Source organism: Pseudomonas sp. F220 (genome assembly GCF_057813935.1).
In genome coordinates this window covers 78501-104356 of record NZ_JBVASJ010000001.1, presented here as the reverse complement: position 1 = coordinate 104356, position 25856 = coordinate 78501, and the positions used below count along the sequence as shown (strand labels likewise).

26 protein-coding genes are annotated in these 25856 nt (G+C 59.8%); 5 read left to right on the top strand and 21 right to left on the bottom strand.

The window, feature by feature from the left end:
* The first annotated feature begins 18 nt into the window (after positions 1-18).
* From ACZYSM_RS00480 to ACZYSM_RS00470, 3 genes are all read left to right on the top strand, one after another.
* The gene (locus ACZYSM_RS00480) at positions 19-807 is read left to right on the top strand and encodes an AraC family transcriptional regulator (protein WP_489067788.1); all 789 of its coding nucleotides are present in this window, start codon (positions 19-21) and stop codon (positions 805-807) included.
* Between the two features lie 71 nt (positions 808-878).
* Complete coding sequence (locus ACZYSM_RS00475; RefSeq protein ID WP_489067785.1) at positions 879-1181, top strand: PsiF family protein; 303 nt, start codon at positions 879-881, stop codon at positions 1179-1181.
* A 172-nt stretch (positions 1182-1353) separates the two neighbouring features.
* Complete coding sequence (locus ACZYSM_RS00470) at positions 1354-2364, top strand: AI-2E family transporter (protein WP_489067783.1); 1011 nt, start codon at positions 1354-1356, stop codon at positions 2362-2364.
* A 147-nt stretch (positions 2365-2511) separates the two neighbouring features.
* Here the strand turns inward: ACZYSM_RS00470 and ACZYSM_RS00465 are convergent, their stop codons facing one another.
* On the bottom strand, positions 2512-3780 hold the full coding sequence (locus ACZYSM_RS00465; RefSeq protein ID WP_489067781.1) for an Hsp70 family protein: 1269 nt from the start codon (positions 3778-3780) through the stop codon (positions 2512-2514).
* Positions 3781-4076: 296 nt separating this feature from the next.
* Here ACZYSM_RS00465 and ACZYSM_RS00460 point away from each other — a divergent pair, with 296 nt between their 5' ends.
* Both ACZYSM_RS00460 and ACZYSM_RS00455 read left to right on the top strand, forming a co-directional pair.
* Positions 4077-5027, top strand: a complete 951-nt coding sequence (locus ACZYSM_RS00460; RefSeq protein ID WP_489067779.1) for a DnaJ C-terminal domain-containing protein — start codon at positions 4077-4079, stop codon at positions 5025-5027.
* 23 nt (positions 5028-5050) lie between these two features.
* Positions 5051-5356 (top strand): chaperone modulator CbpM, encoded by a 306-nt coding sequence (locus ACZYSM_RS00455; protein WP_489067777.1) that lies wholly within the window; start codon positions 5051-5053, stop codon positions 5354-5356.
* Positions 5357-5589: 233 nt separating this feature from the next.
* On the opposite strand, the gene ACZYSM_RS00450 is transcribed toward ACZYSM_RS00455, so the two are convergent.
* The 20 genes from ACZYSM_RS00450 to ACZYSM_RS00355 all read right to left on the bottom strand — a co-directional run bounded on the left by ACZYSM_RS00450 (position 5590) and on the right by ACZYSM_RS00355 (position 25633).
* Complete coding sequence (locus tag ACZYSM_RS00450; RefSeq protein ID WP_489067775.1) at positions 5590-6735, bottom strand: sensor histidine kinase; 1146 nt, start codon at positions 6733-6735, stop codon at positions 5590-5592.
* 216 nt (positions 6736-6951) lie between these two features.
* Complete coding sequence (gene ureC / locus ACZYSM_RS00445; RefSeq protein ID WP_489067773.1) at positions 6952-8652, bottom strand: urease subunit alpha; 1701 nt, start codon at positions 8650-8652, stop codon at positions 6952-6954.
* A 140-nt stretch (positions 8653-8792) separates the two neighbouring features.
* Complete coding sequence (locus ACZYSM_RS00440; protein WP_489067771.1) at positions 8793-9098, bottom strand: urease subunit beta; 306 nt, start codon at positions 9096-9098, stop codon at positions 8793-8795.
* Positions 9095-9631 carry a GNAT family N-acetyltransferase gene (locus ACZYSM_RS00435; protein WP_489067769.1) on the bottom strand — a complete coding sequence of 179 codons (537 nt, stop codon included), beginning with the start codon at positions 9629-9631 and terminating at the stop codon, positions 9095-9097. Before ACZYSM_RS00435 ends, ACZYSM_RS00440 begins: the two co-directional genes overlap by 4 nt.
* 6 nt (positions 9632-9637) lie before the next feature.
* Positions 9638-10171 (bottom strand): GNAT family N-acetyltransferase, encoded by a 534-nt coding sequence (locus ACZYSM_RS00430; RefSeq protein WP_489067767.1) that lies wholly within the window; start codon positions 10169-10171, stop codon positions 9638-9640.
* 9 nt (positions 10172-10180) lie between these two features.
* Positions 10181-10483 carry an urease subunit gamma gene (ureA, locus tag ACZYSM_RS00425; protein WP_489067765.1) on the bottom strand — a complete coding sequence of 101 codons (303 nt, stop codon included), beginning with the start codon at positions 10481-10483 and terminating at the stop codon, positions 10181-10183.
* Positions 10484-10615: 132 nt separating this feature from the next.
* Positions 10616-11455 (bottom strand): urease accessory protein UreD, encoded by an 840-nt coding sequence (locus ACZYSM_RS00420; RefSeq protein ID WP_489067763.1) that lies wholly within the window; start codon positions 11453-11455, stop codon positions 10616-10618.
* A gap of 30 nt (positions 11456-11485) precedes the next feature.
* Positions 11486-12184 carry an urea ABC transporter ATP-binding subunit UrtE gene (gene urtE / locus ACZYSM_RS00415; protein WP_489067761.1) on the bottom strand — a complete coding sequence of 233 codons (699 nt, stop codon included), beginning with the start codon at positions 12182-12184 and terminating at the stop codon, positions 11486-11488.
* 145 nt (positions 12185-12329) lie between these two features.
* A complete protein-coding gene (gene urtD, locus ACZYSM_RS00410; RefSeq protein WP_489067759.1) occupies positions 12330-13199 on the bottom strand; it encodes an urea ABC transporter ATP-binding protein UrtD in 870 nt (289 codons plus the stop codon).
* Positions 13196-14275: an urea ABC transporter permease subunit UrtC gene (urtC, locus tag ACZYSM_RS00405; protein ID WP_489067757.1), complete on the bottom strand. Its 1080-nt coding sequence runs from the start codon at positions 14273-14275 to the stop codon at positions 13196-13198. Before urtC ends, urtD begins: the two co-directional genes overlap by 4 nt.
* Positions 14275-15777, bottom strand: a complete 1503-nt coding sequence (gene urtB, locus ACZYSM_RS00400) for an urea ABC transporter permease subunit UrtB (RefSeq protein ID WP_489067755.1) — start codon at positions 15775-15777, stop codon at positions 14275-14277. Before urtB ends, urtC begins: the two co-directional genes overlap by 1 nt.
* 176 nt (positions 15778-15953) lie before the next feature.
* Entirely contained in the window at positions 15954-17219 is a 1266-nt protein-coding gene (urtA, locus tag ACZYSM_RS00395) for an urea ABC transporter substrate-binding protein (RefSeq protein WP_489067753.1), read from the bottom strand.
* A gap of 321 nt (positions 17220-17540) precedes the next feature.
* Positions 17541-18551 carry a FecCD family ABC transporter permease gene (locus ACZYSM_RS00390; RefSeq protein ID WP_489067751.1) on the bottom strand — a complete coding sequence of 337 codons (1011 nt, stop codon included), beginning with the start codon at positions 18549-18551 and terminating at the stop codon, positions 17541-17543.
* Complete coding sequence (locus ACZYSM_RS00385; RefSeq protein WP_489067749.1) at positions 18548-19507, bottom strand: ABC transporter substrate-binding protein; 960 nt, start codon at positions 19505-19507, stop codon at positions 18548-18550. The genes ACZYSM_RS00390 and ACZYSM_RS00385 overlap by 4 nt, the downstream gene beginning before the upstream one ends.
* Positions 19504-20292, bottom strand: a complete 789-nt coding sequence (locus ACZYSM_RS00380; protein WP_489067747.1) for an ABC transporter ATP-binding protein — start codon at positions 20290-20292, stop codon at positions 19504-19506. The genes ACZYSM_RS00385 and ACZYSM_RS00380 overlap by 4 nt, the downstream gene beginning before the upstream one ends.
* Positions 20293-20370: 78 nt before the next feature.
* Positions 20371-21753 (bottom strand): PepSY-associated TM helix domain-containing protein, encoded by a 1383-nt coding sequence (locus ACZYSM_RS00375; RefSeq protein WP_489067745.1) that lies wholly within the window; start codon positions 21751-21753, stop codon positions 20371-20373.
* Between the two features lie 250 nt (positions 21754-22003).
* Positions 22004-24139, bottom strand: coding sequence for a TonB-dependent copper receptor (locus tag ACZYSM_RS00370; protein ID WP_489067743.1), 2136 nt, complete (start codon positions 24137-24139; stop codon positions 22004-22006).
* Between the two features lie 90 nt (positions 24140-24229).
* Positions 24230-24634: a DUF2946 domain-containing protein gene (locus tag ACZYSM_RS00365; RefSeq protein WP_489067741.1), complete on the bottom strand. Its 405-nt coding sequence runs from the start codon at positions 24632-24634 to the stop codon at positions 24230-24232.
* Positions 24635-24688: 54 nt separating this feature from the next.
* Entirely contained in the window at positions 24689-25183 is a 495-nt protein-coding gene (locus ACZYSM_RS00360) for a copper chaperone PCu(A)C (protein WP_489067739.1), read from the bottom strand.
* 48 nt (positions 25184-25231) lie between these two features.
* Positions 25232-25633: a DUF2946 domain-containing protein gene (locus ACZYSM_RS00355; protein ID WP_489067737.1), complete on the bottom strand. Its 402-nt coding sequence runs from the start codon at positions 25631-25633 to the stop codon at positions 25232-25234.
* Between the last annotated feature and the right edge of the window lie 223 nt (positions 25634-25856).

Sequence of the window (25856 nt, the reverse complement as noted above, 5' to 3'; positions counted from 1 at the left end):
CCTCTGTATTCGGACAGCATGGACAAAAAACACATCGACCTCCTGGATTTCAGCGATTTACCGGCGCCGGTGTATTTCCGCTACGCCGATTTCGATGCCCACAGCCACGCCTCGGCTCACCGCCATCCTTGGGGCACCCTGGAGTATTCGGCTTTTGGGGTGATGCACATGGAAATTGCCGGGCGCCGCTTTATGTCGCCACCGCAATACGCGGTGTGGGTGCCGCCCGATACCGAGCATAGTTTCTATAGCGCCCAGCCGATCATTTATCGCGCGGTTTGCCTGGCACCGGAGTTGTGTCGCGATTTGCCGCAGCAAGCCTGCACACTGGCGATCAGCGATATTCTCAAGGCGATCCTCAAGGACTTCGCGGCTCGTGATGTGAAAATTCCCGAGCATGAGACCGACGCTCGGCTGGCCCAGGTGCTGGTCGACCAACTGCAGCAGGCGCCGGTGCATACGTGCTATCTGCCCTATGCCAGCAGCCCCGGCCTGCTCAGTGTGCTGGAAGCGCTGCAGGCCGAGCCGGGTGACAACCGTCCATTGGCACACTGGGCTGACCACGTGCATGTCAGCGAGCGCACCCTGGCCCGTCAATTCGTTCGCGAGCTGGGTATGAGCTTTGGCGAGTGGCGTCAACGCCTGCGTTTTCTGGCTTCAATCGAAGCTCTGGACAGTCAGCGCAGCATTCAGGAAGTCGCGTTTGACATGGGTTACAGCACCGCTTCGGCGTTTATCGCGATGTTCCAGCGCCAGGCGGGCTGCACTCCGGAGCACTATCGTCGGACCCACATACAGATTAGGTAAGGGTGTAACAGCGGTTGTCTACACTGCGAGATAGGCCGTGCCCCTCGGTGCGGTAACAAGGAGAAAACTCCATGAAGATGCTGCGTATCCCTTTGTTGATGATGGGTTTGCTGATCTGTTCCCAAGGCTTTGCTGCAACTGCCCAACAGAACAAAATGACCACCTGCAACGCTGACGCCACCGCGAAAACTCTCAAGGGCGACGAGCGCAAAGCGTTCATGAGCACCTGTCTGAAAGCCGCGCCGGCAGAAGCAGCCAAACCAATGACTCCTCAACAAGAGAAGATGAAAACCTGCAACGCCACGGCTGCTACTCAGGCGCTTAAAGGCGATGCACGCAAAGCCTTCATGAGTGATTGCCTGAAGAAAAAGTAAAGATCAAAAGATCGCAGGCTACGCCAGCTCCTACATAAAAATGCGATTTGCGTAGGATCTGCCGAAGCCTGGGATCTTGTCAGCGCAACACGCCCGGCAACTCATCCACTCGCTTCATCGTCTGAACGCTGGCAGACTGCCAATCCTTTAGCACCGTTCGTCTTGAGGCTTTATGCCAACGTTTTCGCAGCGTCAATTATTGTTGTTCAGTTGGGTGATCATTTTTGGTGGCTTGTTACTGGTCTTGCCGCTGCGGCTGTTGCCGAGCCTTCTGGCCGGGCTGTTGGTGTTCGAGCTGGTCAACATGCTCACCCCGCAACTGCAACGACTGATTGAAGGGCGACGGGCGCGCTGGTTGGCAGTGGCGTTACTCGGCACTCTGGTGGTCAGTGTGCTGGCGCTGATCTTTGCCGGGGCCATCAGTTTCCTGCTGCATGAAGCAGAGAACCCTGGCGCTTCCCTGGATAAATTCATGGGCGTGGTGGACAAGGCTCGCGAGCAACTGCCGCCGTTTATCGACGCCTATCTGCCGGCCAGCGCAGCGGAATTTCGCGTAGCTATCGGCGACTGGCTGAGCAAACACCTGAGCGATCTGCAATTGGTCGGCAAGGACGCAGCGCACATGTTTGTGACACTGCTGATCGGCATGGTGCTTGGTGCGATCATTGCCTTGCAGCGGGCGCCGGACCTCACCACGCGTAAACCGCTGGCGGCGGCGTTGTTTGATCGGCTGCACCTGTTGGTGCAGGCGTTTCGCAATATCGTCTTCGCGCAGATCAAGATTTCCCTGCTCAACACGACGTTCACTGCGATCTTCCTCGCGCTGATCCTGCCGATGTTCGGGATCAAATTGCCGCTGACCAAAACCTTGATCGTGCTGACCTTCCTGCTCGGCCTGCTACCGGTCATCGGTAACCTGATGTCGAACACACTGATCACCATCGTCGGTTTGTCGCTGTCGATCTGGGTGGCGGTGGCGGCGCTGGGTTATCTGATCTTTATCCACAAGCTGGAATACTTCCTCAACGCGCGGATCGTCGGCGGGCAGATCAGTGCCAAGTCTTGGGAGTTGCTCCTGGCAATGCTGGTGTTCGAAGCCGCATTCGGCCTGCCGGGAGTGGTGGCGGGGCCGATTTATTACGCGTATTTGAAAAGTGAGTTGAAGCAGGTGGGGTTGGTTTAGGCTGTAGGTTGAGTCGCCTGAGCTAACGCCTTCGCGGGCAAGCCTCGCTCCTACACAATCGCTGTCAATCACAACATCGTGCTTCGACACGGACCTGTGGGAGCGGGCTTGCTCGCGATGGAGTCGCCTCGGTCTGTCAGGCAGGACTCAACAGCCGTACCGCTTCATAGCTTCAATCGCCAAACCACTGCCGATGCTACCGAAGATATTCCCTTCAACATGCCGCGCGTTCGGCAGCATTGCCGAGACGCTTTGGCGCAGGGCCGGGATACCGCTCGAACCGCCGGTGAAGAACACTGTGTCGACCTGATCGACGCGTACATCGGCATCGCTCAGCAACCGGGTGACGCTGTTGCGGATGCGCTCCAGCTGGTTATCGATGGACGACTCGAACAGCGCCCGGCTCAACTCCACACTCAAACCTGGTTCGATGCGATCAAGCGGCAAATGGCGGCTTTCGGCGTGGGTCAGCTGGATCTTGGTTTCTTCCACTTCCATCGCCAGCCAGTGCCCGGCGCGCTGTTCTATCAACTTGAACAGACGGTCGATGCCACCGGTGTCTTCGATGTCATAGCGCATGCTGCCCAAGGCGATCTGGGATTTCTGCGAGTAGACCAAGTTGATGGTGTGCCAGGTCGCCAGGCTCATGTGCTGGCTGGTGGGCATGTAGGCGCCGCTCTTCATCCGGCTACCGTACCCAAACAGCGGCATTACGCCTTGCAGGCTCAGCTGCTTGTCGAAGTCGGTCCCGCCCACATGCACACCGCCGGTGGCGAGGATGTCGTCTTGGCGGTGGTCCAGGGCGCGGCGCTCCGGGGACAAACGCACCAGCGAGAAGTCCGAAGTACCACCGCCAATGTCGACGATCAGCACCAGCTCTTCGCGTTCGATGGTCGACTCATAGTCGAAGGCCGCGGCAATCGGTTCGTACTGGAAGGACACATCCTTGAAGCCGATAGCCCGGGCCACGTCCACCAGCGTGTTTTCAGCTTCCTGGTCGGCCATCGGATCATCGTCTACAAAAAACACCGGCCGGCCGAGCACGACTTCTTCGAAATCATGACCGGCGGTCGCCTCGGCGCGTTTCTTCAACTGACCGATGAACAGCCCGAGCAGATCCTTGAACGGCATGGCCGTGCCGAGCACGCTGGTGTCGTGCTTGATCAGCTTGGAGCCCAGCAGGCTCTTGAGCGAGCGCATCAGCCGGCCTTCGTAGCCTTCCAGGTACTCGTGCAGCGCCAGCCGGCCGTAGACCGGGCGGCGTTCCTCGATGTTGAAGAAGACCACCGATGGCAGGGTGATCTTGTCGTCCTCCAGCGCGATAAGCGTTTCCATGCCGGGGCGCAGCCAGCCGACAGTGGAGTTGGACGTGCCGAAGTCGATGCCGCAGGCACGGGCTGGAGATGCGTTTTTCATGTCTTTCGAGTTCCGGTTAAAAAACGGCCGCGCAGTGTATGCCAGTGCGCCGAATAATCGTAGGCCGACTATCTGCTAAATCACGCGATTAAGCAGACTTGAAAGACTATCCTTCACCCCCAAACTTGCAGGCATGGGCCTGGCAGCCTCGGTATGATCAAAATATGTGCGCCGGCTGCCGATAAACTTCTGATGCGACGCTCGGTCACAAGATTGAGATCGGTCAATCCAAACGCCGCCAAAGAGAGCATGCTATGCCTGGCTGCGCGATATCGATAACGGATGGTGATCCTTAGATGGACTTCAAAGACTATTACAAGATTCTCGGTGTGGAGCCGACGGCGGACGACAAGGCAATCAAGGCCGCGTACCGCAAACTGGCACGCAAATACCACCCCGACGTCAGCAAGGAAAAGGACGCCGAGAGCAAGTTCAAAGACGCGTCCGAGGCGTATGAGGCGCTGAAAAGTGCTGACAAACGCGCCGAATACGATGATCTGCGCAAATACGGCCAGCATGGCCAGCCGTTCCAGGGCCCGCCGGGTTGGCAGGGACGTGGCGGCGCGGGTGCAGGTGGTTATGGGCAGGACACTGGCGATTTTTCGGACTTCTTCAGTTCGATCTTCGGCTCGCGTGGTGGTGGATTCAGCGGTGGGCAATCAGGCCGTAGTGCCGGTCGTCGAGGACAAGATGTGGAAATGGAATTACCGATTTTTCTGGAAGAAACCCTCTCGGCCGAGTCGAAGAAGGTCAGTTTCCAGGTACCGCAGTACAACGCTGCTGGCCAGCACGTCAGCAATACCAGCAAAAGCCTGAATGTGAAGATCCCGGCCGGCGTGGCCGACGGCGAGCGCATCCGCCTCAAAGGCCAGGGTGCTCCGGGCGTGGGTGGTGGGGCCAATGGCGACCTCTACCTGACCATCCGCTTCGCGTCGCATCCCAAGTTCGACGTCGAAGGCGAAAACCTGATCATCACCCTGCCGCTGGCCCCTTGGGAGCTGGCGCTGGGCACTGAAGTCGCGGTGCCGACCCTGACCGGCAAGATCCATCTGAAGGTTCCGGCCGGCAGTCAGAACGGCCAGCGCATGCGCGCCAAAGGCCATGGCCTGCTGAACAAGGCCGGTCAGCGCGGTTATCTGTTTGTGCAATTGAAAGTGGTCATGCCCAAACACAGCGACGACGCGGTCAAGGCGTTGTGGCAGGAGTTGGCGCAAAAAGCTGCTTTCGACCCAAGAGAACACTTTTGATTAGAGAGACGGAGTAACTGATCATGAGCAGTACCCTGATCGTTCAACTGGGCATGGAAGAATTCTGTGAGGTGACTGACTTGTCGGCAGCCTACGTGATCGAAATCGTCGAGCACGGCATCCTCGAACCTCAGGGTAAAGCGCCCAAGGATTGGCTTTTCACCGACTACGAACTGGCCGTGGCCAAGCGCGCAGCCAAGCTGCGTCGGGACCTGGAACTCGAATGGGAAGGAGTCGCCCTGGCCCTGGACCTGCTCGAAGAGGTCCAGCAACTGCGGGCGGAGAATCAGATGCTCAAACAGCGATTGGGGCGTTTGGTGGTGGAATAAGCCGGGATTATTGTTGGCCTTGAGGCCGCTATCGCGAGCAAGCTCGCTCCTACAATGAATATGCGTAGGGCCATCAATGGTGACTCGACACAAATCTACTGTAGGAGCGAGCTTGCTCGCGATGGATCTTCAATTCACCGAATGTCCATCTGACAGGCTGGTTTCAGGTGTGATAGGGGGATTTCTCCTTTGGGTTGTCCCCCTCAAAACCTGACAGAAAAAACCAACCATCCCTACAGGGATTGCGCAGGCCGCGAACGCTTGGGCAGTACCACGGTAAAGGTCGTACCGTCGGTCTCGTTCGAGCTGACTTCGATCGTACCCTGATGGGCGGTGACCACTTCCTTGACGATAAACAGCCCCAGGCCAAGGCTGGTGGAGGCACCGGCGACCTCCTCGCTGGCGCTGCGCACCAATGGGTCAAAGATAGTGCCAATGGCGTCCGCGGGGATCGGCGCACCATAGTTATGCATGGTCAGTATCACCTGGTCTTCGCAGCCTGTGACCGTCAAGGTGACCGGGCGTCGATTGGTGCCATGCTGCAACGCGTTGCCGATCAGGTTTTGCAGCAGTTGATCAAGCCGCCCGCGGTCCCAGATACCTTGAGTCTCCCCCTTGATGTTCAACAGCACCTGGCAGCCGGGCTGTCCAGCGCAGGCTTCGTCGATGGCAGCTTGAGCGGCACTGGCGAGGTCCATGGGCGCCGGTTCGATGGGTAGGCTGCTGCCCAGACGGCTGCGCACGAACTCCAGCAGGTCGCTGACCATCACGGCCATGTGCCGCGCGCCATTTTTGATATTGGCTACAAAGCCCTGTGCATCAGCATCCAGTTTGACTTTGCGCAACAGCATCTCGGTGGACATGCTCACCGCCTGCAGCGGTGCGCGCAGGTCATGGCCGAGGATGGCCAAAAAAATATCCCGTGAACGATTCACCTGTTCGGCATACGCCGCTGTGGACTCGGCCAGGGCTTCGTCGATGGCCTCGTTGAAGCGAATCATGTCCTGAAAATAGGCCAGCTCCGGCGACTCCAGGCTGTTGACCCACAAGCGAATCACGCAGGCGCGTAAATGCCGAAACTCCGACGTCATCTGTACCAGGTCAAAGCCTACGGTATGCCTCAGTTCACCGTGACTGGCGGCCGCTTCATCCAGGCTCGGGGTTTTCTCTGGCCCGTCACCCTTGGCTTTCGCGGCTTGCTCGCGGGCTGTTTGTGCGGTCGTCATGTCCCTTGAAGCGGCCATCAGGATCGATTTGGCGTGATCACGCAATGTAGCCCGGTCCATCGAGTCGGCAGCAGGGGTGATGGTTTTGGCGAACTGCTCCCATTCATCAACGATGCGGTCTATGTGTTGCACGATGAACTCAGGTAGGTGCATGGCCGGTTACCTTGCTGGGGCGGCGATAGTGTTGAAACGTGAAGTAGCTTAGCTCCTTTGAAAACTATATTTGGTTTTGATACAGACGCCAGCTATACCGCAAGAGGATTTTACGGTTGAGCCTGGGAGCGGACGCTCGTCCTGAATAAGGCCCCGAATGCAACGGTTAGCGCCTTTGCTTTTGGGGCTTTCTTTTGTCCGGAACATAACCCGGTGTCAGAACAAAAAGTACCGCTGCGCCATCGGCAACACATCCGAAGGCTCACACCAGAGCAACACACCATCAGCCTTGACCTGATAAGTCTGCGGATCGACGTCGATGTTCGGCAGGTAGTCGTTATGGATCAGGTCGGTTTTCTTCAGCTCGCGGCAACCTTTGACTACGGCGATTTTTTTCTTCAGGCCCAATTTTTCGGGAATGCCGGCGTCCTGCGCCGCCTGGCTGATAAAGGTCATGCTGGTGGCGTGCAACGAGCCACCATAACTGGCAAACATCGGTCGGTAATGCACCGGCTGGGGGGTAGGGATCGAGCCATTGACGTCTCCCATCAGGCTGGCGGCAATCGCTCCACCCTTGAGGATCAGCGTTGGTTTGACGCCGAAGAACGCCGGGCGCCAGAGCACCAGATCGGCCCATTTACCCACTTCGATTGAGCCCACTTCATGGCTGATGCCATGGGTGATCGCCGGGTTGATGGTGTATTTGGCGATGTAGCGTTTGGCGCGGAAATTGTCGTTGCCTTCGCCATCACCCGGCAGTGGGCCGCGCTGCTTTTTCATTTTGTCGGCGGTCTGCCAGGTGCGGATGATGACTTCACCGACACGGCCCATGGCCTGGCTGTCGGAGCTGATCATCGAGAACGCACCGAGGTCGTGCAGGATGTCTTCGGCGGCAATCGTCTCGCGACGGATACGGCTTTCGGCGAAGGCCACGTCCTCGGCGATGCTCGGATCAAGGTGATGGCAGACCATCAACATGTCCAGATGCTCGTCGATGGTGTTGCGGGTGAACGGTCGGGTCGGGTTCGTCGAGCTCGGCAGCACGTTCGCAAAACCGCAGGCCTTGATGATGTCCGGGGCGTGACCGCCGCCCGCACCTTCGGTGTGGTAGGTGTGGATGGTCCGGCCCTTGAAGGCGGCGAGGGTGGTTTCGACAAAGCCGGATTCGTTCAGGGTATCAGTGTGGATCGCTACCTGCACGTCGTACTGGTCGGCGACGCTCAGGCAATTGTCGATGGCCGCCGGCGTCGAGCCCCAGTCTTCATGCAGCTTCAGGCCGATGGCCCCGGCCTTGACCTGCTCGATCAGCGGCTCCGGCAGGCTGGCGTTGCCTTTACCGGTGAAGCCTATATTCATCGGAAAAGCATCGGCCGCCTGGAGCATGCGCGCAAGGTGCCAAGGGCCGGAGGTGCAGGTGGTGGCTTTGGTGCCAGTGGCCGGGCCCGTGCCGCCGCCGATCATGGTGGTGACGCCGCTCATCAGCGCTTCTTCGATCTGCTGTGGGCAGATGAAGTGGATGTGGGTGTCGATGCCGCCGGCGGTGAGGATCATGCCTTCACCGGCGATCACTTCAGTGCTGGCGCCGATGGCGATGGTCACATCGGGCTGGATGTCCGGGTTGCCGGCCTTGCCGATCGCGGCGATGCGGCCATCTTTGAGGCCAACGTCAGCTTTGACGATGCCCCAGTGGTCGATGATCAACGCGTTGGTGATCAGTGTGTCGACCACTTGCGTCGCCAGCAGTTGACCCTGGCCCATGCCGTCGCGGATCACCTTGCCGCCGCCAAATTTCACTTCTTCGCCGTAGGTGGTGAAGTCTTTTTCCACTTCGATCCACAGCTCGGTGTCGGCCAAACGGATCTTGTCGCCAACGGTCGGGCCGAACATGTCGGCGTAGGCTTGTCGGGAGATTTTCATGGGTTTGCCTTGAGATTCAATTGAGTTTGAGACCGCTCGCGTAGCTCGCTATCGCAGCCTTCGGCAGCTCCTACAGGGGAGCGCGTTTCACTGTGGGAGCGGGCTTGCTCGCGATGGGGTCGGTGCAGGCTCCGCATTACTTACAGATCACCCATGACCCGCCCTGCAAACCCGAACACCCGGCGATGCCCGGCCAGGTCCACCAGCTCGACCTCGCGGCTCTGCCCTGGCTCGAAGCGCACGGCGGTACCGGCAGGAATGTTCAGGCGCATGCCACGGCTGGCAGCGCGGTCGAAGGTCAAGGCGTCATTGGTTTCGAAAAAATGATAGTGCGAGCCGACCTGGATCGGCCGGTCACCGCTGTTGGCGACGCTAAGGCTCAAGGTGCGGCGCCCGGCGTTGAGTTCGATTTCACCGGGCGTGATCTGGTATTCGCCAGGGATCATAGGTTCGCTCCGCGCAGGATTTTGTAATAGATGGCGGTGGGGTGGTATTGACCGTTCGGTCGGCAGGCGTAGTCCGGTATTTCACCGACACGGATGTAACCCATCGATTGATATAAGGCTTCGGCCGGCGAGCCCGCTTCGGTGTCGAGAAAAAGCATGCCGCGCTTGTATTGCACAGCTGTCTGCTCCAGTGCCTGCATCAACTGCAGGCCAAGACCTCGGCGACGGGTGTGGCTGCGCACCTGTAGTTTCTGTACTTCGGCGCGGTTCAGACCATTGGCCTTTTGGCACAGGCTCAATTGCACACTGGCCATCACCTGTTCTCCATGGACCACCACCCAGAGCAGGCGACTGCCTTGTTCGAGTTCTGCCTGGACCTCATCGTAGTAGGCCTGTGCCTGGCGGGCATCCAGATCCGCCATGAAGCCGATCGACGCGCCGTTACTCACGCAGTCGAGCAGCAGATCAATCAAACCCTGGCGGTAGTGTGCAAAGCTTTCGGCATGGACACGACGCAGTTGGGCGGTGTTCATCGAGGGTCACTCCGTTTTGGCGATCGGCGGTTCCGCGCCTGGGTTGAGGGTCAGTTGCATGAAGGTCAGGTCAAGCCAGCGGCCGAACTTGGTGCCCACTTGCGGCATCTGCCCGGTAGTGATGAAACCGATCCGTTCGTGCAGGCGAATCGAGGCCGCGTTGCCGCTCTCGATGGCCGCGACCATCACGTGTTTGTCGCAGCCTCTGGCGCGTTCGATCAACGCTTCCATCAGCCGTGGGCCGAGGCCGTTGCCGCGTTGGTCGCTGCGCACATACACCGAGTGCTCGACGGTGTGCCGGAAACCATCGAAAGGCCGCCAGTCACCAAACGAAGCGTAGCCGAGTACGCTGTTGTCGCCGTCGACAATCACCAGAATCGGATAACCCTGAGACTGCCGGGCGCAGAACCAGGCCTGGCGGTTGCCGAGGTCGACCGCCTGTTCGTTCCAGATCGCCGTGGTATTGAGCACGGCGTCGTTGTAGATGTCGCGGATCGCCGGCAGGTCGGCATGTTGCGCATCACGAATGCTGTAAGTCATGGCGCGGTCTCAGGCGATGGGTTGGTGGACGGTGACCAGTTTGGTGCCGTCGGGGAAGGTCGCTTCTACCTGGATGTCCGGGATCATTTCCGGGATGCCCTCCATCACTTGTTCGCGGCTGAGCAGGGTAGTGCCGTAGTGCATCAACTCGGCGACTGTCTGGCCGTCACGGGCGCCTTCGAGCAGTGCCGCGCAGATATAGGCCATGGCTTCCGGGTAGTTGAGCTTCACGCCGCGGGCGAGTCTGCGCTCGGCCACGAGGCCGGCGGTGAAGATCAGCAGCTTGTCTTTTTCGCGTGGGGTCAGGTCCATCGTTTGAAGTCCGTTATTAGGTAGGAGCGAGCTTGCTCGCGAAAAACGCCAAGGCACCGCAGTCATCGATGCTGACCGCGTTATCGTTAGCGCTTATCGCGAGCAAGCTCGCTCCTACAGGGATGGCGGTGTTCATGTGTTCCATATTCTGGGTGGAACGGCTTCACGGCCGAGCAACACCGGCCGCAGCAACCGCCACAAATCAATCAACCAGCCTCGCGCCTGCAGGGCTTCACTGGCCAGACAACGGGCGACTAATAATCCCGGCAGTTGCGTCAAATCACCGCGCACCGGGTTGGGCAACGAGCGGCAGGCTTGCAGCAGCTCACTGTCGATTTCACCGCTCACCAACAATGTCGCAAACACCGGTTGCCCGTCGAGCCCGATTGGTGAGTCGAGCAAACCGTCATCACCGACAATGCGCTGGCGTTCATGCCAGAGTAACTGCCCGTCGCGGCGGATATCCAGCTGCGACTGGAAATGCCCCAGATCAAAGCGCTCTCCACTGGCCGGTCGGCCCAGCGCCACCACATCCCAGTAGAACAATCGGGCGTCGCCCTCAAGGTCGATGGTGCTGCTGAGTTCAGCCTGAGCGGCACTGAAGATGATGGTTTCCTGGGGCAGCCATTCCAGCGTCGCACCTGCCGCGACGTGCAAATCCAGCTTCTGGTAAGCCGGTCCGGCGGCGCGATACCACTTGGCCGCGCCGGGGCTGGTCAATTGGGCCCAGGCATCGGCACCGACATGGACGCTGATGTCCAGCCGGTCACCACCGGCAATCCCGCCCGGCGGGTGGACGATGATGTGCTGGCAGACTTGCGGACCTTCGGCATACAAATGCTTCTGCACCCGCAGCGGGCCTTTGTGCCGGCGCTGGACCGGGCGCGTGCTGTCGCCGAATCGGGCATAGCCGAGCTCCAGCTCGGCAAGCCAGCTGGGAGTGAAGTGGGCGGAAGGGGCAGGTAAATTCATGAATTCTAATTATCGTCAGGACGCTACAGACTAGATCGTAACCAGCCCGCGCACACCTTCGGCTTCCATATTTTCGCCACGGCCTTGTTGGACGATCTCGCCCCGGGACATCACCAGGTACTGATCGGCCAATTCGGCGGCGAAATCGTAAAACTGCTCGACGAGCAAAATTGCCATGTCGCCGCGTGCCGCAAGCTTCTTGATCACCGCGCTGATTTCCTTGATCACCGACGGCTGAATGCCTTCGGTAGGTTCATCGAGAATCAGCAGTCGCGGACGACTGGCCAAGGCGCGGCCGATGGCCAACTGTTGTTGCTGACCGCCGGACAAATCGCCGCCGCGGCGTTGCTTCATTTGCAGCAATACCGGGAACAACTCGTAGATAAACGCCGGAACTTCCTTGGCCTCGGAGCCCGGGAATCGCGACAGGCCCATCAACAGGTTCTCTTCCACCGTCAGCCGGCCGAAGATTTCCCGACCTTGCGGCACGTAAGCGATTCCAGCGTGGACCCGCTGATGCGGTTTGAAACCGGTGATGGTTTTGCCTTCCCAGTTCACTGCGCCTTCTTTGGCGGGCAGCAGGCCCATCAGGCATTTGAGTAGCGTGGTCTTGCCGACGCCGTTACGCCCCAGCAGGCAGGTGACCTCACCGACTTTCACGTCAAACGACAGACCCCGCAGGATGTGGCTGCCGCCGTAATACTGGTGCAGCTTGTCGACTTGTAGCATGTTTGAATTCTCCTCAATTCCCTTTGTAGGAGCGAGCTTGCTCGCGATGAACCTGAGGACGACGCGTTCATTCAGACAGCACGCGTTATCGTTAACGTCCATCGCGAGCAAGCTCGCTCCCACATAAAAGCAACCTCCACAACCCTCAGCGGCCCAGATAAACCTCAATCACTCGCTCGTTGTCCTGCACCTGCTCCAGCGACCCTTCGGCCAGCACACTGCCTTGGTGCAATACAGTGACGTGGTCGGCAATCGAGCCGACGAAGCCCATGTCGTGTTCCACCACCATCAGTGAATGCTTGCCAGCCAGACTCTTGAACAGCTCGGCAGTGAATTCGGTTTCGGCGTCGGTCATGCCTGCTACCGGCTCGTCGAGCAGCAGTAGCTGCGGGTCTTGCATCAACAACATGCCGATCTCGAGAAACTGCTTTTGCCCGTGCGACAGCAAACCTGCCGGACGGTGCACTGAGGCGGTCAACCGGATCGTCTCCAGCACTTCGGCAATACGATCTTTCTGCTCACCATTGAGTGTGGCCCGCAGGCTGGCCCAGACCGACTTGTCGGTTTTCTGCGCCAGTTCAAGGTTTTCGAACACGCTCAACGCTTCGAACACCGTTGGCTTCTGGAACTTGCGACCGATTCCGGATTGGGCAATCTGTACTTCGCTCATCTGCGTCAAATCGAGAGTTTCGCCGAACCAGGCCTTGCCGTGGCTGGGCCGGGTTTTGCCCGTGATCACGTCCATCAGCGTGGTTTTGCCGGCGCCATTGGGGCCGATAATGCAGCGCAATTCGCCGACGCCTATGTACAGGTTCAAATCGTTCAGGGCCTTGAAACCATCGAAGCTGACACTGATGTCTTCCAGGGTCAGGATGGTCCCGTGGCGGGTGTTCAGGCCTTTCTCGGCACGCTGGCCGAGGCCGATTGCGTCGCGGCTGCTGCCGGCGTCCTTATTGGGCTCCGGTGGGAAAAACACCGGTTCGAGCATGAATTCAGCCGTCGCAGTGATTCTCATTGTTCGCCCCTTTTCTTCAGCAGGCCGATCACGCCTTTGGGCAAGTACAGGGTCACCACGATAAACAGTGCGCCGAGGAAGAACAGCCAGTACTCAGGGAACGCCACGGTGAACCAGCTCTTCATGCCATTGACCACGCCCGCGCCAAGCAGCGGACCGATCAGCGTGCCACGCCCGCCAAGGGCGACCCACACTGCCGCTTCGATGGAGTTGGTCGGGGACATTTCGCTGGGGTTGATGATTCCCACTTGCGGCACGTACAAGGCACCGGCCAAACCGCACAGCACTGCGCTTAACACCCAGACAAACAGCTTGAAGCCGCGCGGGTCATAACCGCAGAACATCAGACGGTTTTCCGCGTCACGCAGGGCCGTCAGCACCCGACCAAACTTGCTTTGCGCCAGGCGCCAGCCGATGAACAGGCTGACCACCAGCAACAGCACCGTGGCGACAAATAGCACTGCCCGAGTGCTCGGTTCGGTGATGCCGAAACCGAGAATGCTGCGGAAATTGGTGAAGCCGTTATTGCCGCCAAAACCGGTTTCATTACGGAAGAACAACAGCATTCCGGCGAAGGTCAGGGCCTGGGTCATGATTGAGAAATACACGCCCTTGATCCGCGAGCGGAAGGCGAAAAAACCGAACACCAACGCCAGCAAACCCGGCGCCAACACCACCAGGCACATCGCCCAAAGGAAGCTGCTGGTGCCGGCCCAGTACCAGGGCAACTCGGTCCACGACAGAAAGGTCATGAACGCCGGCAACTCATCGCCCGATGCCTGACGCATCAAGTACATGCCCATGGCGTAACCACCGAGGGCGAAGAACAGGCCATGGCCAAGGGACAGCAACCCGGCGTAACCCCAGACCAGATCCAGCGCCAAGGCGACAATCGCGTAGCAAAGAATCTTGCCCATCAGCGTCAGGGTATACGCCGAGACATGCAGTGGATTATCCGCTGACAACAGGGAGAACAGTGGCAACGCCAGCAGCAGTGCGAGCATCACTCCGCCGACAATCAGAGTGACTTTTGGTCCGGCTTTTTGCGTAGCCGTGAGCATCAGAGGCTGGTTCATCAGTCGATCACCCGTCCTTTCAGTGCGAAGAGTCCTTGCGGGCGTTTCTGGATGAACAGAATGATCAGCGCGAGGATCAGGATCTTGCCGAGCACGGCGCCGATCTGCGGTTCAAGAATCTTGTTGGCGATGCCCAGGCTGAAGGCCGCCAGCACGCTACCGGCCAGTTGGCCAACACCGCCGAGCACCACCACCAGAAATGAATCGATGATGTAGCTCTGGCCCAGGTCCGGTCCGACGTTGCCGACCTGACTCAACGCGACCCCGCCGAGCCCTGCGATGCCCGAACCAAGGCCGAAGGCGAGCATGTCCACGCGTCCGGTGGGCACGCCACAGCAGGCGGCCATGTTGCGGTTCTGAGTCACCGCGCGCACGTTCAGGCCGAGGCGGGTCTTGTTCAACAGCAACCAGGTCAGCACCACAACGAACAGGGCGAACGCGATGATGACGATGCGGTTGTACGGCAGCACCAGGTTCGGCAGCACTTGAAGGCCGCCAGACAACCAGGCCGGGTTGGCGACTTCGACGTTCTGTGCACCGAACACCAAACGCACCAACTGGATCAACATCAGGCTGATGCCCCAGGTCGCCAGCAGGGTTTCCAAAGGGCGGCCGTAGAGGTGGCGAATCACCGTGCGCTCGAGAATCATGCCGATCCCGGCCGTCACAAAAAACGCCACCGGCAGCGCCACCAGCGGATAGAACTCGATGGCTTGCGGGGCGAAGCGCTGGAGCAGCAACTGCACCACATAAGTCGAGTAGGCACCGAGCATCAGCATTTCGCCGTGGGCCATGTTGATGACGCCGAGCAGGCCGAAAGTGATCGCCAGTCCGAGCGCCGCGAGTAGCAGAATCGAACCCAGGGACATGCCGCTGAAAGCCTGACCGAGCATCTCGCCGACCATCAGTTTGCGTTTGACCTGTGCCAGGCTGGTTTCGGCGGCAGTGCGAACCGTCACGTCGGCTTCAACCCCCGGTTCCAGCAAGCCTTCAAGGCGTGTGCGGGCCAGCGGGTCACCGGTTTCGCCAAGCAACCTTACGGCTGCCAGACGTACGGCGGGATCACTGTCGACCAGTTGCAGGTTAGCCAACGCCAGGCTCAGAGCAGCGTGAACGCTTTCGTCTTTTTCTCCGGCGAGTTGCTGGTCGAGGAGTTTCAGCTGCGCCGGTTTGGCACTTTTTTGCAGTTGCTGCGCGGCGGTCAGACGCACCTTGGCGTCAGTGGCGAGCAGTTGATGACTGGCCAACGTGGTGTCGATCAGACCGCGCAGGCGGTTGTTCAGACGCAAAGTTTTGGCTTCGCCGTCGAGGGTCAGCTGGCCTTGTTGCAAGGCGTTGATCAGTTCGATACGGGCTGGGTCGGGCTGCGCGGCCCAGGTCTCCAGCAGCTTGGCTTGCTGGACGGGATTGGCCGCGACGAAGTCTTCGGCGTCGCCGGCGTGAGCGGCTATCGGCAATAACAGCGCGAGGGCGAGGATGAAGCGGTAGAGGGCAGTGGGCATATCAATGTCCTTGAAGGTGTCCGGTTACCTGGCGGTAAACCTGGACACTGTAGGAGCGAGCTTGCTCGCGATAAGGTCCGCAGGACCTTCGGCTATGGCCGTTTTTACGACCGCTTCGCGGCCGATCGCGAGCAAGCTCGCTCCTACAGGGAATTGCATCAGGCTCGGGGCCCGGATCAGTTGCTCTTCACCGCATAATCCGGCCTCTTGTCGTTACCCGGAATGAACGGGCTCCACGGCTCGGCGCGGATCGGGCCGTCGGTCTGCCAGACCACCGAGAACTGACCGTCAGCTTGAATCTCGCCAATCATCACCGGCTTGTGCAGGTGGTGGTTGGTCTTGTCCATGGTCAGGGTGTAACCCGACGGCGCGGCGAAGGTCTGGCCGGCCAGGGCTTCACGAACCTTGTCGACGTCGGTGGACTTGGCCTTTTCCGCCGCCTGCGCCCACATGTGGATGCCGACGTAAGTGGCTTCCATCGGGTCGTTGGTCACGGCTTTATCCGCGCCCGGCAGGTTGTGTTTCTTGGCGTAGGCTTTCCAGTCGGCGACGAATTTTTTGTTGACCGGGTTCTCCACCGATTCGAAGTAGTTCCACGCGGCGAGGTTGCCCACCAGCGGCTTGGTGTCGATGCCGCGCAGCTCTTCTTCGCCGACCGAGAACGCCACGACCGGGACGTCGGTGGCTTTCAGGCCCTGGTTGGCCAGCTCTTTATAGAACGGCACGTTGGAGTCGCCGTTCACGGTGGAGATCACCGCAGTCTTGCCGCCGGCCGAGAATTTTTTTATGTTGGCGACGATGGTCTGGTAATCGCTGTGGCCGAACGGGGTGTAGACCTCTTCGATGTCCTTGTCCGCCACGCCTTTGGAATGCAGGAACGAGCGCAGGATTTTGTTAGTGGTGCGCGGGTAAACGTAGTCGGTGCCCAGCAGGAAGTAACGCTTGGCGCTGCCGCCTTCTTCGCTCATCAGGTATTCCACCGCCGGAATTGCCTGCTGGTTCGGTGCCGCGCCGGTGTAGAAGACGTTCGGCGACATCTCTTCGCCTTCGTACTGCACCGGGTAGAACAGCAGACCGTTGAGTTCTTCGAACACCGGCAATACCGATTTACGTGACACCGAGGTCCAGCAGCCAAACACCACGGCGACCTTGTCCTGTGTCAGCAACTGCCGGCCTTTTTCGGCGAACAGCGGCCAGTTCGAGGCGGGATCCACGACCACCGGTTCCAGCATCTTGCCGTTGACGCCGCCCTTGGCGTTGATCTCGTCAATGGTCATCAGCGCCATGTCTTTAAGCGAGGTTTCAGAGATCGCCATGGTCCCCGACAACGAGTGCAGGATCCCGACCTTGATGGTCTCGGCGGCCTGGATACTCCAGGTCATGCCCATTGCGGCAATCGATGCCGACAGAGTGAAAGCCTTGATCAAGCTACGACGCTTCATTGTGCGATCTCCATGAATTTAAGATTTTTCTTGGTTGGCAGATGTGAACGCTGAAGGAGCTTTTGCAAGGGCTGTGCCCAGTCGGCGAAAGGCAAGGAAATGTCGTATTAGAGGGGTTGCGCCGTTTGGCGGCGCACCATGAAGGGACGTGTCTGGCGCGTTGGTGCGTTGAGGCGCGCCACATTAGGGCGCAGAACTTACGGACAACACTGGCTCAATGTGGGAGCGAGCCTGCTCGCGATAGCGGTGTGTCAGCCGCGGTGATGTTAGAGATGCCGTCGCCATCGCGAGCAGGCTCGCTCCCACAGGTTCGGTGCTGGTTCAACGTCGGCGCATCAGACCGATGAAGAACAGACCACCAATCGCAGCGGTAGCGACGCCAATCGGCATGTCTTCAGGCGCGATCAGCGTGCGCGCCGCCACATCGACCCACACCAGAAAAACACTGCCGAGCAACACGCACACCGGCAGCAATCGCCGATGTTCGGCGCCGACCAATCGACGGGCGATGTGCGGCACCATCAGTCCGACAAAACCGATCGAACCGCTGATGGATACCAGTACGCCGGTCATCAGCGAGGCGATCAAAAACACCCGCAAACGCACGGTGCGGGCATTCTGACCCAGGGTCACGGCCGTCTGTTCGCCGGCCATCAAGGCGTTCAGCGGGCGCGCCATGCCCAGCAGCAAAATCAGCCCGAGCAATACGCTGGCGGCAGGAATCGCCAGCAGTTCCCAGCGCGCCAGACCGAGGCCACCGAGCATCCAGAACATCACCGCCGAGCTTGCCCGGTGATCGCCAAGAAACAACAGCAGGTTGGCGATTGCCATCATCACGAAGGACACCGCGACGCCGCACAGCAGCAGGCGATCACTGTCCAGACGACCATTGCGATTGGCAATGGCCAGGACCACCAGCATGCTCAGCAATGCACCGATAAACGCCGCGATCGGCAGGGTCAGCAGCCCGACGATTTCGCCGACATGCAGCACCACGATCACTGCGCCCAGCGTGGCGCCGGAAGTCACGCCCAGCAGGTGTGGGTCGGCCAGCGGGTTGCGGGTTACCGCTTGCAGCACCGCGCCAATCAATGCCAGGCCGGCGCCCACCAGCGCACCGAGCAACATCCGCGGCACGCGAATCAGCCAGACGATGTGTTCCTGCCCGGCACTCCAGCTCACTTCGCCGAGACCGAACGCCTTGTACAGCAGGATCCGCCAGACCACGTCCACCGGCACCCGGGCCGAACCAAAACCGAGCGAGACCACGCAGGACACCAGCAGCAGCGCGCCGAGACTGATCAGCAGCAAGGCATAACGACGATTGATCATTCGCCGTGGAAACCCTTGGCCATGGTTTCAATCGCCGCGACGTTGTCGATTCCCGGTGTGGCCTGGACATAGGGGATGACGATGAAACGCTGATTTTTGATCGCGTCCACCGATTGCAGCGCCGGGTTGTTTTCCAGGAACTGCTGCTTTTGCTCGGCGCTGACTTCGCCATAGTCGACGATCACGATCACTTGCGGATTGCGCTCGACTACATTCTCCCAGTTGACCCGGGTCCAGCTGGCGTCGACGTCATCGAGTATGTTGCGCCCGCCAGCGGCGTCGATCAGCGCTTGTGGCATACCGAGGCGGCCGGAAGTCATGGCGCGGTCTTCGCCGCTGTCGTAGAGGAACACCCTGGGTTTTTCGGCAGGCAGGTCCTTCTGAACGTCGGCGACCTGTTCCTGCATCTGCGCGATCAACTGGTTGGCGCGGTCCTGCACGTCGAAAATCTTCCCGAGGTTGCGCAGGTCGTTGTAAGTGTCCTCCAGCGTGGCCGGCGGACGCTTCATCACGAAGGCGCAGGACTCGGTCAGTTCGTAGACGTTGATCCCCAGCGGGCGGAGGGTCTGCGGCGTCAGATCGCCGCCCACGCGCATGCCGTAATCCCAACCGGCGAAGAAGAAATCGACGTTGGCGTTGAGCAGGGTTTCCACCGACGGATATTTGCTCGCCAGTTCCGGCAAACCGTCGAGGATGGTCTGCATCTCGGGTGTCACGGCTTTCCAGCCACTGATGCCGCTGTACCCGGCCATGCTCGGCTTGAGGCCGAGGGCGAGCATCATTTGAGTCATGTTGATGTCGTGACTGAGGGCGTGTTTCGGCGCATGCTTAAAGGTCACCTGCCGGTTGCAGCTCTGGATCGTCAGCGGGTAATGGGTGGCCTCGGCGAATGCTTGGGCCGTGCCCGATAGCAAAGCGATGGACAGGCTGGTACGCAGCAGGGAACGCAAAATCATGGTTGGGTTATCCAGGTGATTCGTGGGTAGCCGGACAGCGGATGTTGATCGATCAGGGCCTCGACACCGAACACCTCGCGCAGCAAGGGGACGGTCAGCACTTCGCTCGGTGTACCGCTGGCGACGATGCGCCCGCCGTTGATGACGTACAGCCGATCACAAAATGCTGCAGCGAGATTCAGGTCGTGGATGCTGGCGAGGGTGCCGATCCGCAAGCGTTTGACCAGTTGCAACAACTCCAGTTGATAGCGTGGGTCGAGGTGGTTGGTCGGCTCGTCGAGGATCAGCAACTGCGGTTGCTGAGCCAGGGCGCGGGCGAGGATTACCCGCTGCTTTTCACCGCCGGACAAGGTGGCGAAAGCGTGGTCCTCGAAGCCCAGCAGGCCGACCGATTCCAGCGCTTGCCGGCTGATGCGGCGGTCTTCCCGGGTGTCGCCGTCGAACAGAGCTTTGTGCGGCGTGCGCCCCATGGCGACCACTTCATCGACAGTCAGGCCAAAGGCATCGGGGAATTCTTGCAGCACCACCGCGATGCGTTGCGCGCACCAGCGAGGCGACTGCTTCCATACATTGTGATGTTCGAGTTTGACCTCGCCGCTTTCCGGTTTGCTGAAGCGATAAGCACAACGCAACAGGCTGGTTTTGCCGCTGCCGTTAGGCCCGATCAAACCAACGAACTCACCCGCGGCCACCTGCAGGTTGGCCTCACGCAGTTGAAACTGGTGATGACAATGGCCATGGCCTAGAGGTGTCCAGGTCAGGTTGGTGAGGTTCAGCGAGGTCATGCGGTTTTCTTTTCGTTGAGAAATTTTGCGGGCCGGCATTGTAGGGCCTACAAAGCCTTTTCATGTATCTCGCAGTCTTCAGGTTGAAGATGAGGCCGACTCGGTTTTCCCCGTTCGTCGTGACAGCAGTACCCGATCGAAGAGCCACACCACGATCAACGACGCCCCCACCAACGGAAATGCCACGGCCAATGCGAACATGATGAGCATCGCGGTTTTCCACTTCGGCAGGTCATGGCGCAATGGCGGAACACCGAGCCGACCTTGTGGACGGCGCTTCCACCAGATCACCATACCGCTGACGGCGCTGAGCAAAATCATCAGGCACACCAGCAGGACCACGATCTGATTGAACGCTCCGAACATCTTGCCTTCATGCAGCATCACGCCCATTTCCGTGGTGCGGGCGACGTTGCTGTAGTGCTGCCAACGCACATCGGCAAGTACGCGGCCGGTGTATTGATCGACATGCAGCGTCGCGTCGTTGCGTGGGTCGTCGGCGAACACGGCGATGGTGAAAACACCCGTGGCGGTGGTCGGGAAGGTGATGCTGTAGCCCGGTTCTACCTGACGTTGGACGGCAATGTTCTGCACGTCTTGCAACGAGATTGTCGGCGCGGCCGCAGCGGTTGAGTTGCCTGTGTGAGCCATGTGTTCGGCATGGTCGCCGGACATCGGCATCGGTGTGTTTTCCATGGCCCACGGCACGGTCTGACGCGTCGGGGTATTGAGGCTGCGAGCCTCTTGATCGGACTTCGGCACCTCGTTCCACATGGCCGCCGGGAAACGGTTCCAGAGCTCGGCGTATTGCTTGCCCCAGAAGCCGGTCCAGGTCATGCCACTGAGCAGCATCACCAGCAGAAATGCCGCGCCCCAGAAACCGGTCACCGCATGCAGGTCGCGCCAGAACAAGCGCCCGCGATTGCTCAATCGCGGCCATAACACGCCGGCCGACGACTTGCCTCGCGGCCACCACAGGTACAGGCCGGAAACCACCAGCATGATGCCCCAGCCAGCCGCTAGCTCGACCAACCGATCACCCACGGTGCCGATCATTAACTCGCCATGAATGGCGCGGGCGATGGCTTGCAGGTTTTTCTTGGCGTCCTGGTCGCCGAGGACTTCTCCGCGATACGGATCGATGAAGACGTTCAGTTCATGACCGTCGTTTTGCACCACGAACTGTGCGCTACGTTCCGCGTTGACCGGCGGCAGGTATTGCTTGATCTGCCCCTGTGGATAAGCGATCTGCACGCGTCGAAGTTGTTCGTCGGCACTGAGGTTGTGATGCCCGGCCGGGACGTTCAGCAGGTTGCCGTACATCAACGGGTCGAGCTGGGGCTTGAACAGGTAGATGATCCCGGTCAGGGCCAGCATCACCATGAACGGCGCGACGAACAGCCCGGCATAGAAATGCCAACGCCAGGCCAGGTTGTAGAAAGACACTTTAGGTTGACTCATCAGGAGCGCTCCGCTTTGGCATGGATCTGTTGTTTTTTTTGCGACCGCGTTACGGCCACTTCATCAATATGTATTTTCGAGCTCAATCGCATACTCCTGTAGCAGCTGGCGAAGCCTGCGTTCGGCTGCGAAGCAGTCGTAGAACCGCAGAACGCGGTTATTCAGGTAGAAGGCGTCGCCTGAATTACGACCGCTGCGCAGCCGAACGTAGCCTTCGGCAACTGCTACAGGGGGCGATGTCTTTTTGCTTCTAGAAACTCATATCCACCTTGGTCCAGAGCGTGCGCCCCGGTTCGTTGATGGCTTGCGGGTCATTGGCCGGGAAACCGAACCCGGCATTCCCGGCCAGGTTCAGGTGCTCGGAGTACGCCTTGCCGAACAGGTTGTCGACGCCCGTGCTGACCTTGAAGTTTTTGTTGATGCGGTACGCGCCGTTAAGCGAGAACACACCGAAGCCTGAGCTTGTGTCGAAGTCCTTGCCGACCACGTTGCCTTTGTTCTGATCGATGCGGTTTTGCGCTGCGACCACCCGCCACAAGGCGCCGGCACTCCAGTTGTCCTGGCTGTAAGTCAGGCCGAAACGCGTATCCAGTGGCGGCATTTGCGGCAGGGCATTGCCATCGCTGCTGTTCTTGCCCCAGGCGTAGGCGAGGGTCGCATCGGCCTTCCAGTTGGACGTGAGTTGGTACGCCGCACCGAGCTCGCCGCCCATGATCCGCGCGTCGATGTTCTCGGCTTGCGAGGTCGCGCCCATCATCCCGGGCGTATAGTCGAACAGGATGTAATCACGCACTTGCCCGACATAGCCGGAGGCCCAAGCTTGGAGCTCCTCGGTTTTGTACTGCAGGCCGAAGTCGAGCTGGGTGGTCTTTTCCGGCTTGATCGAGTCGAAGGCATTCACTGAGCCGACGGGCCCGGACTTGGGCGAGAACAGCTCCCAGTAATCCGCAAAGCGCTGCACATGACCTAGCCCTGCGTAGAGTGTGGTCGGGCTGTCGGCCAGGTCGTGCTCGTAGCGCACAAAGCCGCTGGGCAGCGTGTCGGCGCGGGTTTCGTCGGCGGTCGGGTTCGGCTTGGCCATCATCCCGGAGCCCGTGGTCTGGCGCAAATCCTTGGCTGCAGCGCGGTCCAGACGCGCGCCGGTGATCACTCGATCACGGTCGGCGGCGTACCAGGTCAGTTCGCTGAAGACCCCGTAGTTGTGGAAGTCGGCGTCCTTGTTGCGCGGCAAGTCCTGATAGGTGTTAATCCCCATGCTGGCGCGCTGACGGTGTTCGTTGGTCTGCGCATCGATGCCGCTGATCAACTGCACATCGGCCCAGCGCCAGGTGGCTTTGATCCGTGCGCCGAGGGTGCGCCGGTCGACGTTGGAGGCCATGGGCCCGGCCATCATCCCGGTACCGGAGGGTGTGCGCAGGGTGTAGTTGTCCATCACGTGGTCGGCGTAGTTGTAGTAGACCTGGGCTTCGACCTTATCCAGCACGTCACCGATATTGGACTTTTCGAAGCGCAGCCCCAGGCTCTCGCGCTTGAACTGTGAACCGTCCATGCCGCGACCGGCAGAACGCGCCTCGCCATCACCCTTGCCAGCCGTCAGCTCCAGTAGGGTATCGGCGTCCGGGGTCCAACCGACCGCGACGTCGCCGTTCCACTTGTCATAGCGTGACGGCACGGTGTCGTTGTTGCCGTCCTTGTAATCATCGGAGTGGGCCTGATTGCCGATCACCCGGACATAACCCAGCGGGCCGCCAGCGGCCGCATCGACGACTTTATCGAAGCGGCCATTGGAGCCGGCCAGCACGCTGGCATTCACCCGTGTGCCCAACTCGCCGAAACTCTCCGGTTCACGATCAAAGAGCACCGTCCCGGCGGACGCGCCGGGGCCCCAGAGCACAGTTTGCGGGCCTTTGATCACCGTCAGGCGGTCGTAGGTTTCCGGTGAAATATACGAGGTCGGCGCGTCCATTCGGCCGGGACAGGCGCCGAGTATCATGCCGCCATTGGTGAGGATGTTCAGCCGCGAGCCGAACATGCCGCGCAGCACCGGGTCGCCGTTGGTGCCGCCGTTGCGCACCAAGGCAAAGCCGGGAATGGTCTTCAGGTAGTCGCCACCGTCGCTCGCCGGCACGGGTTGACGCGGGTCTTTCGGGTTGGTGACCACCGTCAGCGGCGAGCTAGGGGCGATGGCGGTGATCACCGTCGGGCTCAATTCGTTTGTATCTTGGGCGTGTTCATCGGCTTGCTCGGCCGCCAAAACCAGCGGTGTCAGCAGCGCGCCGCAGAGTACGGCGATGGCCTGTTTGAAGCGAAGACCTGGCTCGTTCAGGGCCAAAAGAGAATGTGCCGGAGTAAAGCGCAAGCGGGTGTCAGCAGAAAACCTGGACATAAAGGTTCCATCAATCAATCGTAAACAACACGGCCAGCAGCCTGCGGCTGTCTTTTCTACAGTCGGCCGGGTGATGTGGGGTGCGGGTGCTTACGTGACGATGGGCGGGGCGCGGGTGCGGGCACCGGGGAAGACCGTCTGCCGGGCATGACCCAGGCGCGGGGAAGGGCTGATGAAACCAGTAGGCGGCGGAGTATTGAACACCGCGAATGACTGGCTGCCGGGCAGCGCAGGACAGTTGAACAGCAGACTGCAGTACCCGCACTTCTCCCAGAGCATTTGATGCTCGGCAGGCGCCTTGGCGGGTTTTGAGTCGTGTTGCGAAGAGCCGTGGCAGCCGGGCTCGTCCATGCGCATGTCCATCGACATGTTCATCGGCATGGCATGATTCATCGGCATCGCTTGGGAAATCAGCGGACCGATAAAGATCATCAGCATGGCGAACAGGCTGATCCAGCTGCCGCGTTTGACTCGCAATGAGTGTCGAGGCGGCACTGATCGCCTGACGCTTGGCGAGCGCAGGACGTTCACAGGTGTTGTGGTCTGTGATTACTGGGCGTGCATGTGCTCTTGCATGCCATCGGGCGCTTGTTTCTGCACTGCGACCTCAACCGTTACGTCACCGGACTTTTCGAAATGCAGGGTCAGCGGGAAGCGCTTTCCGTCGATCAGCAGGCTGCGGTCTTTGAGCTCCAGGAGCATCACGTGATACGCCATCGGAGCGAAGGTGATCTCACCGCCGGCAGGAATTTCCACGCTGGGCACTTGCTGCATTTTCATCAGATCGCCTTGCATCACATGCTCGTGCAGCTGAGCCAGGCCTGCAATCGGCGAGGCCACGCTGAGCAGGCGGTCTGCGGTTTTACCGTTGTTGTGAATGACGAAATAAGCCGCGACAGTCGGGGCATTCGGCGGCAGCTCCTGCGACCACGGATGAGCGATGTGCAACTCGCCGGCAGCGTATTCGTGAGCATTGGCAAAGCAGGCAGGCAACAGCAACGCGGCGAGAAGCAAAGACTGCTTCACCAGGGATTGTTTCAACATGGCAGTTCTCCAGAACGATTCAAAACGCAGATCAATTGCGAGTAGGAATCAGACCAGAGGGGAAGCGCGGGGATTGAGACTCGGCCATTGCTGGCGCGGTGTGGGTGTTTCGAGTGAGTAAGATGGCAGGCTTTGGCTGGATTCAAATCGAGCGAAATACAGCTGCGGCACATGCCCCGGCAACGCCACCAACGGCGCCGAGCCCGAACAGCACCAGCAATGCTGCATGTTGGAGTGATCGTCGTTTTGCGGCGCTTTTTGCTCAAACGTACCCAGCGAAATCGCCACCAGTCTGGTGCCACTGGAAGAGCAGAAACTGCCCCACAACAACTGCTCGGCAGGTGACTGATTCGCAGCCTGTGCCATCGCCCCGGAAATCGGCATGGCGAGCATGTTGAACAGCACTGCGAAGCAGGCGATCCAGGCAAGTGCAAGCCGTTGTCGGGACATCGGTCAGATCCGTTGAGGTGGACGATCAAGCGGGGTATTTAGCCTGATCAAGGGCGATAAGTAAAAAGACCGCGTGCGGTTTGGTGTCGCAGTGCTTTGGTCAGCAGCTGCAAAGGCCTGCGCGCGACTTCTGGCTCACCGTTTCGAAAGAGTGTAGCGGCTTCGATTCGTAATGCCTGGGCGAATACCGGTTTTGGCCCGGCACAGGTGTCGTGATCGACGC

Coding starts and splice junctions, on each gene's coding strand:
- ACZYSM_RS00480 (WP_489067788.1), top strand. CDS start 19: ATGGACAAAAAACACATCGACCTCCTGGATTTCAGCGATTTACCGGCG.
- ACZYSM_RS00475 (WP_489067785.1), top strand. CDS start 879: ATGAAGATGCTGCGTATCCCTTTGTTGATGATGGGTTTGCTGATCTGT.
- ACZYSM_RS00470 (WP_489067783.1), top strand. CDS start 1,354: ATGCCAACGTTTTCGCAGCGTCAATTATTGTTGTTCAGTTGGGTGATC.
- ACZYSM_RS00465 (WP_489067781.1), bottom strand. CDS start 3,780: ATGAAAAACGCATCTCCAGCCCGTGCCTGCGGCATCGACTTCGGCACG.
- ACZYSM_RS00460 (WP_489067779.1), top strand. CDS start 4,077: ATGGACTTCAAAGACTATTACAAGATTCTCGGTGTGGAGCCGACGGCG.
- ACZYSM_RS00455 (WP_489067777.1), top strand. CDS start 5,051: ATGAGCAGTACCCTGATCGTTCAACTGGGCATGGAAGAATTCTGTGAG.
- ACZYSM_RS00450 (WP_489067775.1), bottom strand. CDS start 6,735: ATGCACCTACCTGAGTTCATCGTGCAACACATAGACCGCATCGTTGAT.
- ureC (WP_489067773.1), bottom strand. CDS start 8,652: ATGAAAATCTCCCGACAAGCCTACGCCGACATGTTCGGCCCGACCGTT.
- ACZYSM_RS00440 (WP_489067771.1), bottom strand. CDS start 9,098: ATGATCCCTGGCGAATACCAGATCACGCCCGGTGAAATCGAACTCAAC.
- ACZYSM_RS00435 (WP_489067769.1), bottom strand. CDS start 9,631: ATGAACACCGCCCAACTGCGTCGTGTCCATGCCGAAAGCTTTGCACAC.
- ACZYSM_RS00430 (WP_489067767.1), bottom strand. CDS start 10,171: ATGACTTACAGCATTCGTGATGCGCAACATGCCGACCTGCCGGCGATC.
- ureA (WP_489067765.1), bottom strand. CDS start 10,483: ATGGACCTGACCCCACGCGAAAAAGACAAGCTGCTGATCTTCACCGCC.
- ACZYSM_RS00420 (WP_489067763.1), bottom strand. CDS start 11,455: ATGAATTTACCTGCCCCTTCCGCCCACTTCACTCCCAGCTGGCTTGCC.
- urtE (WP_489067761.1), bottom strand. CDS start 12,184: ATGCTACAAGTCGACAAGCTGCACCAGTATTACGGCGGCAGCCACATC.
- urtD (WP_489067759.1), bottom strand. CDS start 13,199: ATGAGAATCACTGCGACGGCTGAATTCATGCTCGAACCGGTGTTTTTC.
- urtC (WP_489067757.1), bottom strand. CDS start 14,275: ATGAACCAGCCTCTGATGCTCACGGCTACGCAAAAAGCCGGACCAAAA.
- urtB (WP_489067755.1), bottom strand. CDS start 15,777: ATGCCCACTGCCCTCTACCGCTTCATCCTCGCCCTCGCGCTGTTATTG.
- urtA (WP_489067753.1), bottom strand. CDS start 17,219: ATGAAGCGTCGTAGCTTGATCAAGGCTTTCACTCTGTCGGCATCGATT.
- ACZYSM_RS00390 (WP_489067751.1), bottom strand. CDS start 18,551: ATGATCAATCGTCGTTATGCCTTGCTGCTGATCAGTCTCGGCGCGCTG.
- ACZYSM_RS00385 (WP_489067749.1), bottom strand. CDS start 19,507: ATGATTTTGCGTTCCCTGCTGCGTACCAGCCTGTCCATCGCTTTGCTA.
- ACZYSM_RS00380 (WP_489067747.1), bottom strand. CDS start 20,292: ATGACCTCGCTGAACCTCACCAACCTGACCTGGACACCTCTAGGCCAT.
- ACZYSM_RS00375 (WP_489067745.1), bottom strand. CDS start 21,753: ATGAGTCAACCTAAAGTGTCTTTCTACAACCTGGCCTGGCGTTGGCAT.
- ACZYSM_RS00370 (WP_489067743.1), bottom strand. CDS start 24,139: ATGTCCAGGTTTTCTGCTGACACCCGCTTGCGCTTTACTCCGGCACAT.
- ACZYSM_RS00360 (WP_489067739.1), bottom strand. CDS start 25,183: ATGTTGAAACAATCCCTGGTGAAGCAGTCTTTGCTTCTCGCCGCGTTG.
- ACZYSM_RS00355 (WP_489067737.1), bottom strand. CDS start 25,633: ATGTCCCGACAACGGCTTGCACTTGCCTGGATCGCCTGCTTCGCAGTG.